This window comes from Rhizobium leguminosarum, from assembly GCF_002953715.1.
Taxonomy (GTDB): domain Bacteria; phylum Pseudomonadota; class Alphaproteobacteria; order Rhizobiales; family Rhizobiaceae; genus Rhizobium; species Rhizobium leguminosarum_V.
The window spans coordinates 257,116-270,370 of the sequence record NZ_CP025013.1 but is presented as its reverse complement, the minus strand read 5'-3'; the positions used below and the strand labels follow the sequence as shown (position 1 = coordinate 270,370).

The 13,255-nt window shown below is 61.9% G+C and carries 10 protein-coding genes; all 10 read right to left on the bottom strand.

The features are described from left to right. Nucleotides 1-98 precede the first annotated feature (98 nt). The 10 genes from CUJ84_RS25555 to CUJ84_RS25510 all read right to left on the bottom strand — a co-directional run bounded on the left by CUJ84_RS25555 (nt 99) and on the right by CUJ84_RS25510 (nt 13,209). Nucleotides 99-1,103, bottom strand: a complete 1,005-nt coding sequence (locus CUJ84_RS25555) for a C-terminal binding protein (protein WP_105008507.1) — start codon at nt 1,101-1,103, stop codon at nt 99-101. 16 nt (nt 1,104-1,119) lie between these two features. Then, the gene (msuE, locus tag CUJ84_RS25550) at nt 1,120-1,680 is read right to left on the bottom strand and encodes an FMN reductase (protein WP_105008506.1); all 561 of its coding nucleotides are present in this window, start codon (nt 1,678-1,680) and stop codon (nt 1,120-1,122) included. A gap of 73 nt (nt 1,681-1,753) precedes the next feature. Continuing rightward, nucleotides 1,754-2,935 (bottom strand): acyl-CoA dehydrogenase family protein, encoded by a 1,182-nt coding sequence (locus tag CUJ84_RS25545; protein WP_105008505.1) that lies wholly within the window; start codon nt 2,933-2,935, stop codon nt 1,754-1,756. 117 nt (nt 2,936-3,052) lie between these two features. Next, nucleotides 3,053-4,159 (bottom strand): LLM class flavin-dependent oxidoreductase, encoded by a 1,107-nt coding sequence (locus tag CUJ84_RS25540; protein WP_105008504.1) that lies wholly within the window; start codon nt 4,157-4,159, stop codon nt 3,053-3,055. A gap of 202 nt (nt 4,160-4,361) precedes the next feature. Beyond that, entirely contained in the window at nt 4,362-5,444 is a 1,083-nt protein-coding gene (locus CUJ84_RS25535; RefSeq protein ID WP_105008503.1) for an LLM class flavin-dependent oxidoreductase, read from the bottom strand. Then, complete coding sequence (locus tag CUJ84_RS25530; protein WP_105008502.1) at nt 5,441-7,171, bottom strand: dipeptide ABC transporter ATP-binding protein; 1,731 nt, start codon at nt 7,169-7,171, stop codon at nt 5,441-5,443. The genes CUJ84_RS25535 and CUJ84_RS25530 overlap by 4 nt, the downstream gene beginning before the upstream one ends. Continuing rightward, the gene (locus CUJ84_RS25525; protein WP_105008501.1) at nt 7,150-7,998 is read right to left on the bottom strand and encodes an ABC transporter permease; all 849 of its coding nucleotides are present in this window, start codon (nt 7,996-7,998) and stop codon (nt 7,150-7,152) included. The genes CUJ84_RS25530 and CUJ84_RS25525 overlap by 22 nt, the downstream gene beginning before the upstream one ends. Further along, nucleotides 7,995-9,005 carry an ABC transporter permease gene (locus tag CUJ84_RS25520; protein WP_105008500.1) on the bottom strand — a complete coding sequence of 337 codons (1,011 nt, stop codon included), beginning with the start codon at nt 9,003-9,005 and terminating at the stop codon, nt 7,995-7,997. Before CUJ84_RS25520 ends, CUJ84_RS25525 begins: the two co-directional genes overlap by 4 nt. A gap of 37 nt (nt 9,006-9,042) precedes the next feature. Further along, nucleotides 9,043-10,695 (bottom strand): ABC transporter substrate-binding protein, encoded by a 1,653-nt coding sequence (locus CUJ84_RS25515; protein ID WP_105008499.1) that lies wholly within the window; start codon nt 10,693-10,695, stop codon nt 9,043-9,045. Nucleotides 10,696-10,878: 183 nt separating this feature from the next. Beyond that, a complete protein-coding gene (locus CUJ84_RS25510; RefSeq protein ID WP_105008498.1) occupies nt 10,879-13,209 on the bottom strand; it encodes a molybdopterin-dependent oxidoreductase in 2,331 nt (776 codons plus the stop codon). Nucleotides 13,210-13,255 lie beyond the last annotated feature (46 nt).

The following is a 13,255-nucleotide window of genomic DNA, read 5'->3' as shown; positions in this document are numbered from 1 at the left end:
GATCACCTGTCAGTCGGTAGACCTACACGTGATTTGCACTCCGGTCAGGCGGGACAGCAAGCGCTCGACCTGGCGTCTCGTTTCCGAATGACCGCCGCTCACGCCGTGATCTGATTTCGCAGTCGGCCCTGGTCGAGCAGGATCTTGACGGTCTGCGCTGCGTTGTGGCGCATCTCGATGGCTGCATGATCGGAGTAGAAGGCATTGTGCGGCGTTATCACCAGCCGCCCCTCAAGCCAGTCACTCCTATCGCGCCATGCTGTCAGCAGTGAATGATCGCGCGGCGGCTCCTGCGCCAGTGTGTCGATCGCCGCCGCCGCGAGATGACCATTTCGCAGTGAGGCTTCGAGGGCATCGAGATCGTCGAGCAGTTCTCCGCGCGCGGTGTTGACCAGGATGGCTCCGGGTTTCAGCCGGGAAAGCCCATCCGCGCCAAGAATACCGCGCGTCTCGTCGTTTGCCGGGCAATGCAGGGTGACGATATCCGCCTGGGCGAAGATGTCATCCAACCGGTCGGTGCGTTCATAGCCGATCGCCTTTTCATGGCCGCGCGGCTGGCCGGGATCATAGCCCAGGATGCGGAAGCCGAAGGGCTTCAGACGATTGACCACAGCCGTCCCGATCCGTCCGACACCTATAACACCCACCGTGGTCCGGTTCGAGCGGGCAAGTGGCTTGAGGCTATGGACCTGCCATCCTGTCGTATAGCCACGGGCGCGGGCATCATGCTCCCAGAGTCGCCGGTGCAGCGACAGGATCATCGCGAGCGCATGGTCGGCGACTTCCTCCGTGCCGTAATCGGGATTGTTGGCAAACGGAATGCCGGCACTCGCGAGTGCCGAAAGATCGATCTTCTCGTAGCCGACACCGTAGCGGACGACGCCCCTGCAGCGTGAAAGATGGGCGATACTTTTCGGCCCGAGCCGTGCGCCCCAGACCATCAGGGCATCAAGCCGGGCCAAGCGCTCGGGCGAGAAAAGCGCTTCGTCTGTGGTGGCGAAGAAATCGATCTCGACATCGTCACCGAGCACCTCGGCCTCGAGATCAGGGGCGCCGAACATGTGATCGGTGATGCCGACGACGTATTTCTTTTGTGCTGTCATTTTGCCAGCCGACGACTTATTCCGCGGCAATTGCGCCTGCTGTCGAGCGGGTCTTCACAAGGACGGAGGCCTCCGCCAGCGCCTGGTTTACGCGACCGAGAATAGCCGTTGACGGAATGCCATCAGTGAAATCGCGGCTTGAGGCATAGATTGCCGTCGGCAGCACAAAAGCCTCGAAAAAAGCAAACAGCGGGCGAAGCTGATGCTCGACAACGAGGGAGTGTCGATCGCCCCCGCCGGTTGCCGTCAGGATGACGGGTTTGCCGCGCAAGTCTGCCGGATCGAGTAGATCGAAGACGTGCTTGAACAGGCCCGTGTAGCTCCCTTTGTAGGTTGGCGAACCGATAACGAGCGCTTCGGCCTCGATGATTGTTTGGATCACCTTTTTTGCTGCCGTATCGAGGTCCGCGACCGATCTTGCGGCCGCCAGTGAGATGCCGAGGTCTTCGACGTCGAACACCGCATGCTGCAGGCCGGCCTGCTTCGCTAGCGATTCCGTGACACTCTCCACGAAACGCCTGGTGCTGGACGGGCGGGAGAGATTGCCCGAAAAGCCGACGATCAGTTCGTTGCTCATCTAAATTCCTTTCGCGAGTTCGCCTCGATCATGCGAGGGAGGAGGGAGGTCATCGGGCGAGGCGCTCTGTTCACTATGCTGTTTTGAGAACCGTCAGCCCTGCCGGATAGCTTGAGCGGGCACTTTCCTCTCGATTCCATCGATCAAAGGCGGCACGGCCCAATATCGAAATAGATGTATCTTCCTGGGGCGCGTGGACGAGCACGGATTGGATATCCCTGAAATGCCGTTCAAGCCCCAGGTCGGCACCAAGACCCGGATTGCCAAGGCCGCGTACCGCGATCTGCACGGCTTCGCGCAGTTGCCGGCCTGCGATCAGCCGAGCCCTTATCATCTTTTCCGCGTCGCCATGGTTGGCTTCGAGCGCGCCGAAAATGATCTGCCGGGCGCCGGAGACGAGCAGGTCGATCTCGCCCGAGAGCGCCACGAACCGCTCTGTCCGGGCAATGGGATGGCCGAGATTGGCAGGCACGCGCTCATGCGCGAAGCGGATGAAGGCCGCCTGCGCGGCCTCGGCTGCGCCGAGATAGATCGCGGTCAGCGCCAGCGTGATCGCCGCATGGGCACGATTGTCCTGCTGGGCCACCGATGGATCGACGAGTTCCAGCACGTTTTCCGCCGGGATCTCGACGTCGCTATATTCGACGTCATGCGAACCTGAGGCGCGCATGCCCAGGCTGTTCCAGTTCTCGATCACGTGGATGCCGGGCAATCCATTCGGCACGACGAACGTTCCGACCCGCGCAGGCGTTTCGTCGGTATGCGCCCAGACAAGGAAATGCGTAAGACCGTGTGCGCCGGTGACGAAGCGCTTGCGACCGGAGATCGACCAGCCGCTTGCCGTGCGGCGGGCGACAGTCGCGGGGAGGCCGCCGCGGGCCGGAGACCCCAGTTCCGGCTCGACGCGTGCGGCGTTGAGCAATAGCGGTTTCTGCTTAGCCTCCGCCAGCAGGCGCCTGTACAGATCATCAGGCCAATGGTTCTTAGCGGCTTGGCCGAGGTGATTGAAGATCGTCATGGCGCTGATCAGCGCCACGGAGGGATCACCCCGCCCCAACGCCGCCAGAATGTGGGCCGCATCAGCGAGTGTTCCGCCTTGACCGCCATAGCGGTTTGCAACAGTGCTCTCTAGGAGGCCGCTCTGATGAACGGCCCGGATACCGATCCAGGGAAATTGACCGGTTCGATCCGCATCCGGTGCGGCGTCCGCGATAACGCGCACGGTTTCATCGAGGACGGTTACATCATGGGACATGCGGGTCGACGCTTTCTGGCTGTTAAGGGAGCAATATCCCCAGGCAAAGGACAGCAGATCCGGCTGCGTTGAGAAGATGGAGATGTGCAGTCCGGCGCTCGGGCCAGACTGCACGCATCACGCAGCACTCTTCTTCTTATTCGCCTCTTCCCGTTCGCGAATGCCTTCACGCACGAGCGGCAGGATGTAACGGCCGTAGTCGACCGCATCATTGTAATTGTCATAGCCGCGGATCGAGATCAGATCGCAGCCAAGATCGATGTAGTCGAGGATGGAATCTGCAATGGTGCGCGGCGAACCCACCAGCGCAGTGGTGGCGCCGCCAGCATTGGTCGCGGTCACCGTCGGATACCATAGAGCGCGGTCATGGACATCGCCGCGTGCCGCGATATCCAGAAGCCGCTGCGAACCGACATTAGCCGGGCGTGCCGCGTTGATTGGGGCACGTGCCAAGCCTTTCTGACGGTTTTCATTCAACTGGTCGAGAACTCTATGCGCCTTCTCCCATGCCAACTCGTCAGTTTCAGCCACGATCGGCCGGAAGGTAACCCATATGCGAGGGCGATCCGTCCGGCCTGCCTTTGCCGCTTCCGCGTATATCCGTTCGATCTGCTGCTTTGTTTCTGCAAGCGGCTCGCCCCAGAGCCCGAAAATGTCGCCCAGTGAACCCCCGATGCGATAGGCGGCATCCGACGAACCACCGACGGAAATCGGGATCAGGCCACCGGTTGGGCGCACCGCGCTGCGGAATTGCTTGAACTGGTAGTATTTCCCATCGAAGTCGAAGGGTTCTTTGGACGTCCAGGCCAGACGCAGGATCCGGATATATTCTTCCTGCCGCTCGTAGCGCTCCTCTTTGTTGAGGAAGTCGCCTTCGCGGGCCTGCTCGTCGTCGCTGCCGCCTGCAATGAAGTGAACGACAACACGCCCGCCGCTCAACTGATCGAGTGTTGCAAGCGATTTGGCGGCGACCGTCGGATAGACGGTGTTCGGGCGCAAGGCCACGATGATCTTGATATGCTTCGTGTGTGCCAGGACCGTAGCGCCGAGCGTGAACGGATCGAAGGAGGAGGAGGAATAGGGGATCAGCGTGTAGTTGAAACCGTAGTCATCGAGGGCGCGTGCATAGCGTTCCAGGAAACGAGGATCCACAGGCGCGTCGGGAATGGGATTGAGGTCGTTCGACGCGTTGGGAAAGCTGACGCTAATGAATTCCGCGGGCATGTGAGCTCCTTCAGGTTGCAGACCATTGCATTGACGTTAAGGCGCGGCAGCACCGCGAGGAAGACAGGTCATTCTCTTTCTATCGATTTTATAGAAAATATTCGCTATCGTGGCGGATGGAGTAGGACCCGCTCCCCGCGATGGCGTTGACGCAGGCCGGCTTCAAGCATCCTGGCATCGAGACGTGTAGCCTGCGCATGGGTTACGAGGCAGGCGACCAGCCAAGTCCTGGAGCGACTGTCTCGGCCAGATCGGTCAGCAACCGTATGTTCTCGGCGAGGCCGAAGCCGGGTGGCAAAAAGAGCACGACCTCGTCCGCGGCTGCGATGCCCGGATCATTGAATACGGCCTCGATTACTTGATCGGGCGCGCCCTGAAAGACAGGCGAAATCTGAACACCGGCAGGCTGGCTGGCAGGTGCGAGGGCACCTTTGGGACGCGACGCGGCAATTCCGATGGTGCGACGTTCAAGGTCGTAGGCAGCGTATTTCTCTCGGAGTTCGGCGGTGGTCCCAACCAGGATGGAGGCGGCGACGGCGACTGACGGCGGTTCTGTTTCCCACGTCCTGCGCCAGGTGGCGCGGAACGCCTCGATAATGCGAGCCTGATACTGCCCGAAAGTCTCGCCCTCCGCCTGGTCGTGCTGCACGGTTCCCGAGATAAGCCCGATCCCGAGCTCGGCCGCCTGCACCGCCGAGCTCAGGCTGGCTGAACCTTGCCGAATGCGCGAGCGCAGGGTCGGGCTATGCGGCGTTACCCGCAATTCCGCACCTTGCGGAGCACCCTGGCCCGGCGAAACGACTGTATGGAGGACTTCGCCTGCGATCGCTGAGAGGAAGCGTGCCTGGCGGCGTTTTGCTTCCGTCCGGGCGTCGGTGTCGACCGTACCGAACACAGCGTCGAACGCCGCGTTGGCACCGGTCGAGATGGCAAGCTCCAGCCGGCCATCGATGAGCAAGTCCGTCGTACCGGCCGCTTCGGCGAGCAGGATCGGGTCCTGATAGCGCATTGGGATGACCGCCGATCCCAGGTTGATACGCTTGGTGTGCTGACCGGCAGCGGCAAAGAACGGAAGCGGTGAGGAGAGATAATGGTCGAAGTGTCGCTGATAGGCCCATCCCGACTGGTAACCCAGCCGCTCAGCTTCCTTGAACAACTCGATCCCGTCGCGCAGACCTTGCGCCGGTCCGGCTTCGTCGTTGAACGATACCCTGGTGTTGAAGCCGAGCCGCTGCTTTGGGCGGAACGACGCGGGCTGAGGATTTACAGGCGCAGCGATGGTCATGCGATCTTTTCCTCGTTGAAGATCCGCCGAGGTTGCGGGTGTGGTGCACGGGCGATACCAGCGGCGCCCGATGGGATCGATTCCAGCAGCGACCGAGTATAGGGCTGCTGGGGGTTTCCGAAGATGTCGGTGACGGTCCCATGTTCGACGATGCGCCCACGCTGCATCACCGAGACGGTGTGGGCGAGCTGGCGCACCAGAGCCAGATCGTGAGAGACGAATACATAGGTCAGGCCAAGCCTGGATTGTAGCGAAAGCAGCACCTCGACGATGTCGGCCTGAACGCTGACGTCGAGCGCGGAGGTCGGCTCGTCGAGCACGATCACATCAGGTTTGAGGACCAGAGACCGAGCGATGGCCACGCGCTGGCGCTGTCCACCTGACAAGGCTTCCGGCTTACGTAAGAGCAGGTGCTCGCCGAGCCCGACATTGGCCAGCGCTTCGCGGACCCGCGCGGACCGCTCCTCGCGGGTTCCGATCTTGAACCGGTCGAGCGGTTCTCGTACCAGCTGCTCGACTTTCCAGGTCGGGTCCAGTGAGGTGAACGGGTTCTGGTAGACGAGCTGCAGGTGGCGCCATACCACGCGCAGCGACTCGGGCGAGCGACCGTTGAGCTGCACGCCGGCGACCGCAATGTTCCCGATGTCGGGTTGCTCGAGCCCAAGCAGCAGCCGGATTGCCGTCGTCTTGCCCGAACCGGATTCGCCGACCAGCGCGTGCGTGGTGCCAGCCTGGACGGCAAACGATATGTCGTTGACGGCCGTCAGAACCTTGCCGTCGACCGTGAAAGTCTTCGTGACGCCGCTAACCTCGATCTTCGGTGCCTTGTCGGTCTTGGTCCCGAGGAGACGGAAGGTGGGGTCTCGTAGCTTACGGTAACGATCGGGGTTGAGGGCGGGGACGTCGGCATGCAACTTCCTAGCGTATGCCGAAGCAGGCGCGGAGAAGACAGCCGTGGTGCTGCCGGCTTCCTGGACGATGCCGTCCTTGAGCACCACCAGCGAGTCCGCCCGCTCGGCGGCGATCGCCAGATCGTGGGTGATGAGAAGCAGGCTGATATCCAGCTCGTGCTGCAACTTGGAAAGCAAGTCGAGGATGCGCTTCTGGATCGTGACGTCGAGCGCTGACGTCGGCTCGTCTGCGACCAGCAGCAACGGGCGTGGAAGAACCGCAAGGCCGATCAGCACGCGCTGCAGCATGCCGCCGGACAGCTGGTGCGGGTAAGAGTCGTAGACCCGCTGGGGGTTGTCGAGCCCAACCTGGGCGAAGGTCTCCAGTATGAGCGCCTTGCGGATTGCCCTATTGGGCTCGTCGACGAGTGCTGCCGCCTCCATCGCCTGGGCGCCGATCGTCCGCACCGGGTTGAGCGAATTGCCGGGGTCCTGCGGGACAAACCCGATCGCACGTCCCCGCAAGGGCCGGAAACGACGCTCCGAGAGCCCCAATACCTCCTGGCCGTCGAACTCGACGCGGCCGGTCGCGCGTCCACCAGTGGCGAGCAGTCGCAACACCGCGCGGGCGATGGTCGACTTGCCCGAGCCCGACTCTCCGATGAGGGCGAGGCTCTTGCCGCGGCCGAGTTCAAACCCGACGTCGCTGACGACTTGCTGCGGTCCGTAGGAAACTGACAGCCCGTCGATCCGGAGCAGGGGGGACGATCGCCGGAGCGCCGACCCGGTGACGTCAGTACGGGCGAAAAGCTCAGTCAGTCTGTCTTGCGAAGCCATCGGCTGATCCTGTTCACGGAGAGGACGGTTGCGATCGTGACGAAGGCGGGTGCGTAAACCAGCCACGGCCATTTGAGGTAGTCCTTGCCGATCGAGATCAGCAGGCCCCAGTCGGAGGCGGGCGGAGGGTCGCCGTAGCCGAGGAAAGCGAGACTGGCGATCACCAGGATCGAGTCGCCGAACTGCAGCACGGCTAGCGGTAGCACCGAGCGCGACGCGTTCGGCAGCACGTGGCGCCACAGGATGTGCCAGCGCGATCCGCCCAGCAGAAAGGAAGACTCGACGAATGTCGCTTGGCGGGTCTTGATGACCTCCGAGCGCATCACCCTGGCGAAGAGAGCCACCGCCGAGACGCCGGTTGCGATGGCGGCGTTCGTGGTGTCGAAGCCGATCGCGGTGACGACGATGACGGCCAGCAAGAATTTTGGAATCGCCAGCAGCACGTCGACCAGGCGCGCAAACACGGTGTCCACCCAGCCGCCGAAGAAGCCGGCCAGCAGGCCGATGAGGCCACCGGCGAAAACGCCGATGACCACGGCGATCAGTGCGCTGGCGACCGAGGAGGCAGTGCCATAGACGACGCGGGTATAGAGGTCGCGGCCGAGGTGATCGGTGCCGAACCAGTGCGCCGCACTGGGGCCCAGCAGCTTTTGAGCGGGAACGCCGTTGACCGGGTCATAGCTCGTGAACAGGCTCGGGGCGAGCGACCAGGCGATCACCAGCGCGACCACCGCGAAAGAGAGCGCGACGACCGGCGGTACGCGGAGCGCCGTCAACCGCCCGATCGCGGTGATGCGCGAGGTAGAGTAAGTGGAGGCGAGGGTCATGACGTCACCGCCTTGGAAATGCCGGCGGAACTTTCGTCGGCTGTGGTTGGACGACGCTCGGGAGTGCCGAGGAGTTTTACGCGCGGGTCGAGCAGCGGGTAGGCAAGATCGGCGATCAGGTTGACGACCACGAAGACCACCGCTGCCAGCGAGACGACCGCCTGAAGCACGGGCAGGTCCTGAGTGCTCACCGACCGCTGCACCAGGCTGCCGAGACCGGTGCGTCCGAATACCGTCTCGGTGATCAGCGAGCCGCCAAGCAGTTCGCCGATGGTAAGTGCAATGACGGTAATGACCGGTAGCGAAGACGGCTTGAGCAGGTGCTTGGCAAACAGGCGCATTTGCCCGAGGCCGCGGCCCCGCGCGACGGCGGCGTATTCCTGGCCGGACTCATGATCGAGGTTGGCGATGAGCACTTCGGCGATTTGCGCGGAGATGGGGATGCCGAGCGCGATGGCCGCGAAAAGGGTCGCCCAGAAACTGTCGGGCTCTATCACGCGGAAGACGCCGAGCTGGAAACCGAAGAGATGGATCAGCACCAGGCCGATCACGAAGTTGGGCACCGACAGGAACAATGACGGGAAGCCCCGCAGCAAGCCTTGGCCCAAGTGTTTTGGCAGAAACTGCGTGCCATAGGCGATCACTGCCGACAGCAGCAGCGCGACGACGAGGCCTGCGGAAGCAAGCACCAACGTCGACGGCAGCACCTCGGCGATCAGCGTCGACACGGGCCGGTTGGTCCGCATCGACAGGCCGAGATCGCCGGTCACGAAGCCGGAAAAGGATGTCCATAGCTGGACCGGGATCGGTCTATCCAGGCCCTGGGCGGCGATGATCTCCTTGATCTCCTCCTGTGTGAACCCATTCTGAGGATTGTTCAGGACATTGGTGATCGGGTCGCCCGGCAGGATGCTGACAACAACGAAGGTGAAGACATAAGCCAGCAGGATCACGACGATCGCCTGCACGAGGCGTTTTGCGGCGTAGTTTAGGTAGGCTTTGCTCATGCCGTCACCTTCTTACGTTGCTCGGTTAAATTGCGGGTTATTCGCTTTTCGTGGCCGTGTAGTAGCTGGCATAGGCGACGCCGTTGTAGACTTCGCCCTTGAGCTTCGGGGATTGCACGTAGATCCGCTGGACGATCTGCGTGCGCGGGATGAAGTAGCCCTGATCGAGAATGTACTTCTGCAGTTCGTCGAGGAGCGGTTTGCGGCCTTCGATGGAACCGGCGCTGGCAATCTTGTCGCGGAGTTCATTGAGCGTCTTGTCGCTCTCGTCGAGGGCGAACCAGTTCTCGCCGTTGTTGGCGTTCGTCAGGATACTGGCGACGGTGCCGGCGTCGATGAAGCTGCGCGTCACCTCGTAGGCCGGTACGGCCGGGCTGCCATATTTGACCTTTTGGCCGAAGGTGACGACATCGTAGGCACGGATAGCGACTTTCCAGCCGATCTTGCCGAGTTGCTGGGCGATGAGTTCGTCGACCGATTTCGAGGTTGCGAGATAGGGGTTGGAATTCAGCGTCAGCACGAGCGGCTGCCCGTTCTTGGTGCGGATGCCGTCTGCACCCTTGACCCAACCCGCCTCGTCGAGAAGCTTCTCGGCCTTGTCGGGGTTGTAGGCCAAAAGTGCGCTTTGATCGGTCGCTCCCGGCACGTTGCTCTGGATGAAGGACGTCGCGAGCTTCCAGTCGGGCGTGTAGACCGTGTCGATGATCTCCTGGCGGTTGATGCCTGCCTGCAGGGCTTGGCGGACCTTCACGTCGTCATATGGTGCAAGCTTGGTGTTAACAGCCCAGCCGTTCACGAAGCCGAGATAGCGCGGTGTCGCTGTGGTGAAGCCCTCTGCCTTCAGAGACTCCAGCTCCTGCGGCGAGGCGTTGTAGGCGACGTCGGCCTGGCCGGACTGGACAGCGGCCACGCGCAGCGAGGGCTCGGAAACCAGCTTGTAGGTGATCGTGTCGAGATAGGCCGGACCGGTATGACCGACTGCCGCAGGCCCCCAGTTGTAGTCCTTGCGCTTGACCAGCTTGACGAAGTCGCCTTCCTTCCAGGAGTCGACCACGTAGGGGCCGCTGCCGGAGGTCTTGCTGAGGTCGGCCTGCTGGGCGGCGGGCTGCGCGAGGGTCTTCGGAGAGATGAGGATCGAGCCATGGTAACCGAGCGTCGGAATGAAGCCGAGCGTCGGCGCCTTGAAGAAGACCTTCACTGTGCTCGCGTCCACCGCCTCGGCGTGGTCGTAAGTCTTCGGGAAGAGACCGATCGGGTTGATGCCCTCGCTCTTGCGGCCGGCGTACCAGATATCGAGGTTGGCGACGACGGCCGACGCATCGAGCGGGGTGCCGTCGGAGAAGGTCACGCCGCTCTTCAGGTGCAGAGTAAACTCGGTGGCTTTGTCGTTCTGTTCCCAGCGCTCGGCGATCCAGGGGCTGACCTTGCCGTCTGCATCGACGTAAAGGAGCTTATCGGTCACATGGCCCCAGATGTGGCCCTGGAAGCTGGAAATCGCGCTGTTGTTCGGGATCCAGGTATCGCCCAGCGAGTCGATCAGGAAGGTGATGTCACCGCCGTTGTGTGGGCTATCGGCACTCAGAGCCGGATTGAACTCAGCCGTTACCACCAAGGCGGCGATTGCCAGCGCAGAGGTGGCGATCAGCAGACGACGCCGGGAAAGGGAGAACGGGGAAGAGCGTTCGAGCATAATGCGGTCCTGTATTGTTTGCCAAGTAGATCACGACGCATAGCCTAAGCAGGGCAACAGGAGGGAGAAAGACCAGTTGTTCTTTTTCTACTAAATTTATGGATTATTTTGTTCGGTTTCTGGGTGTGTGAGGATCAGCTTTTCCGGGCTCAGTGCATCCTTCGCCGCGGTTGTGAAGCCGATCTACTGGTTGCGGGCCTTCGTGCTGGACCTCTCAGCCTCGTCTAAGAACGTTATCCCCTCGAATATCCGCACAGGAGGTAGTTCGCCGGCGAACCGCTCTGCCTCTACCCTGGTAAGCTGTCCGGTCGAGCCCTGGGCCAATTGGGAGGTTCCAACATCGCGGGTGAGGATATTCGGGTTGCCGTGGATGCACATGGACTTCTCGGCGGTCGGGTCGTTCGGCTCGAACCAGGCACCCGTCGCAAGCTGCATCACGCCTATTCGCACGCCTTCGTTGATCACCGCCGCCGCAAGGCAACTGCCGCGCGCGTTGAACAGCCTGACAATATCGCCATCCGAGATGCCGCGCCTGGCCGCGTCAACCGGGTTGATGCGAACGGGTTCCCGGCCTTTTATCTTGGTGGAACGGCTGAAATCGCCGTAGTCCAGCTGACTGTGCAGCCGCTGATGCGGCTGATTGCAGACCAGATGGAGCGGATAGTTGCTTTCATCGCCCGCTGCCTCCATGGGAGGATACCATCGCGGATGGCCGCGGCAATCGTCGTAGCCGAAGCTCTCGACCGTCTGCGAAAAGATCTCGATTTTTCCGGATGGCGTTTGCAGCGGAGATGCAAGCGGATCATCTCGAAAGGCACGCGCCGGTCCGCCGTCGTCGGGTTTGAGCGGCAGGCGTATCTCCCCGCGTTCCCAGAACGTCTCGAAGTCGGGAGCTTCGTGTCCACCGGCTACGAGCGCCTTGCGCGTTGTTTCGAAAAGAACGGTTAGCCATTCCCGGCTGGTGCGGTTTTCGGTGAACTCTTCGACTTTGCCGAGACGGCGCGCGATCTCGGAGAAGATCTCATAATCGTCCCGTGCTTCGCCGACCGGCTCGATCAGCTTCTTCATGGCGACCATCAGCGGATCGCGGTCCGCCGCACCGATATCGTCACGCTCGAGCGTGGTCGTCGCCGGCAGCACGATATCGGCGTGGCGTGCAGAGGACGTCCAGGCCGTCTCATGCACGATGATGGTCTCCGGCCTCTTGAACGCCGCCCGCAGCCTGTTGAGATCCTGATGGTGATGGAACGGGTTGCCTCCCGCCCAATAGACGAGGCGAATATCGGGATAACGCATCGCGTGGCCGTTATAGTGGAATATGTCGCCTGGATTGAGAAGCATATCGGCGATACGCGCGACGGGAATGAAATCCGCCACGGGATTTTTGAACTGGCTAAGGGTCGGCAATGGAACGCCAAGCTGGCCCTTACCGATATTCCCCAAAGCGCCGAGGGAATAGGCATAGCCGCCGCCATCCAGTCCGAGCTGCCCGAGCATTGCTGCCAGCACGACGCCCATCCAGACAGGTTGCTCTCCATGGTCGGCTCGCTGGAGAGAATGGCTGACGGCAATCAACGTCCTGGCGCCCGCCATGGCACGCGCTAGATCCCGGATGGTTTCGACGCCGATTCCGCAAATGTGGGACGCCCATTCCGGGTTCTTTTCCACACCGTCGCTCCGGCCAAGCAGGTAGGCCTCGAAACGCTCGTAGCCAACGGTATAGCGGTCGAGAAATCCGCGGTCGTGCAGTCCGTCACTGACGAGCGCATGCGCAAGGCCGAGCATCAGCGCGACATCGGTGCCCGGTATGATCGACAGCCATTCCGGATTGACCTCAGCGGGGAAATCGTCTTTCAGCGGGCTGATGAGGACGAAGCGGGCGCCGCGGGCGCTCGCACCGTTCAGCTTTTGGCGCACGATATGCGCGCTGATACCGCCGCCATGCACATCCGCATTCTTGGTCGCCATTCCACCGAACGCGACGATCAGTTCGCTACTCCGCTCGATCGCATCCCAGGTGACGCTCTTGCGGTCGAAATGGTCGTATGGTCCCAACACGTGCGGGAGGATGACCATTGCTGCGCCGGAGCTGTAGGTGTTGACGGAACTGACGTAACCGCCCAACACGTTGAGAAACCGGTGGATCTGGCTTTGCGCATGGTGGAAGCGTCCGGCACTCGACCAGCCGTAGGATCCTCCGAACACGGCCTCCGGACCAAAGTTTCCGTAAAGGCGCTGCAGCTCTTTTGCGACAAGGTCCGCTGCGCGGGGCCAACTGACCTCGACATAGTCGTCGGCTCCGCGATCCTGCGCGTGATCCGGCGTGCCTTCGAGCCAGCCGCGCCGGATCGCCGGCCGCCTGATACGCATAGGGCTATGGGCGATCGCCGGAATGTTGCCCAGCAATGGCGATGGATCCGGATCGCCGGGATGTGGCCGAATCTCAAGGCCTCCGTTTTCGTATCGGCCTGAAAATGCTCCCCAATGGGAGCTATGGGTCTTGAACCTGTTCATTTGACAGTATCCTCGGCGGTCAAGCCGTTTTCAGACTGGCCGGAAG

Bases quoted from the DNA above. Each gene is read 5' to 3' on its own strand.
- CUJ84_RS25555 (WP_105008507.1), bottom strand. From the start codon at position 1,103: ATGACAGCACAAAAGAAATACGTCGTCGGCATCACCGATCACATGTTC.
- msuE (WP_105008506.1), bottom strand. From the start codon at position 1,680: ATGAGCAACGAACTGATCGTCGGCTTTTCGGGCAATCTCTCCCGCCCG.
- CUJ84_RS25545 (WP_105008505.1), bottom strand. From the start codon at position 2,935: ATGTCCCATGATGTAACCGTCCTCGATGAAACCGTGCGCGTTATCGCG.
- CUJ84_RS25540 (WP_105008504.1), bottom strand. From the start codon at position 4,159: ATGCCCGCGGAATTCATTAGCGTCAGCTTTCCCAACGCGTCGAACGAC.
- CUJ84_RS25535 (WP_105008503.1), bottom strand. From the start codon at position 5,444: ATGACCATCGCTGCGCCTGTAAATCCTCAGCCCGCGTCGTTCCGCCCA.
- CUJ84_RS25530 (WP_105008502.1), bottom strand. From the start codon at position 7,171: ATGGCTTCGCAAGACAGACTGACTGAGCTTTTCGCCCGTACTGACGTC.
- CUJ84_RS25525 (WP_105008501.1), bottom strand. From the start codon at position 7,998: ATGACCCTCGCCTCCACTTACTCTACCTCGCGCATCACCGCGATCGGG.
- CUJ84_RS25520 (WP_105008500.1), bottom strand. From the start codon at position 9,005: ATGAGCAAAGCCTACCTAAACTACGCCGCAAAACGCCTCGTGCAGGCG.
- CUJ84_RS25515 (WP_105008499.1), bottom strand. From the start codon at position 10,695: ATGCTCGAACGCTCTTCCCCGTTCTCCCTTTCCCGGCGTCGTCTGCTG.
- CUJ84_RS25510 (WP_105008498.1), bottom strand. From the start codon at position 13,209: ATGAACAGGTTCAAGACCCATAGCTCCCATTGGGGAGCATTTTCAGGC.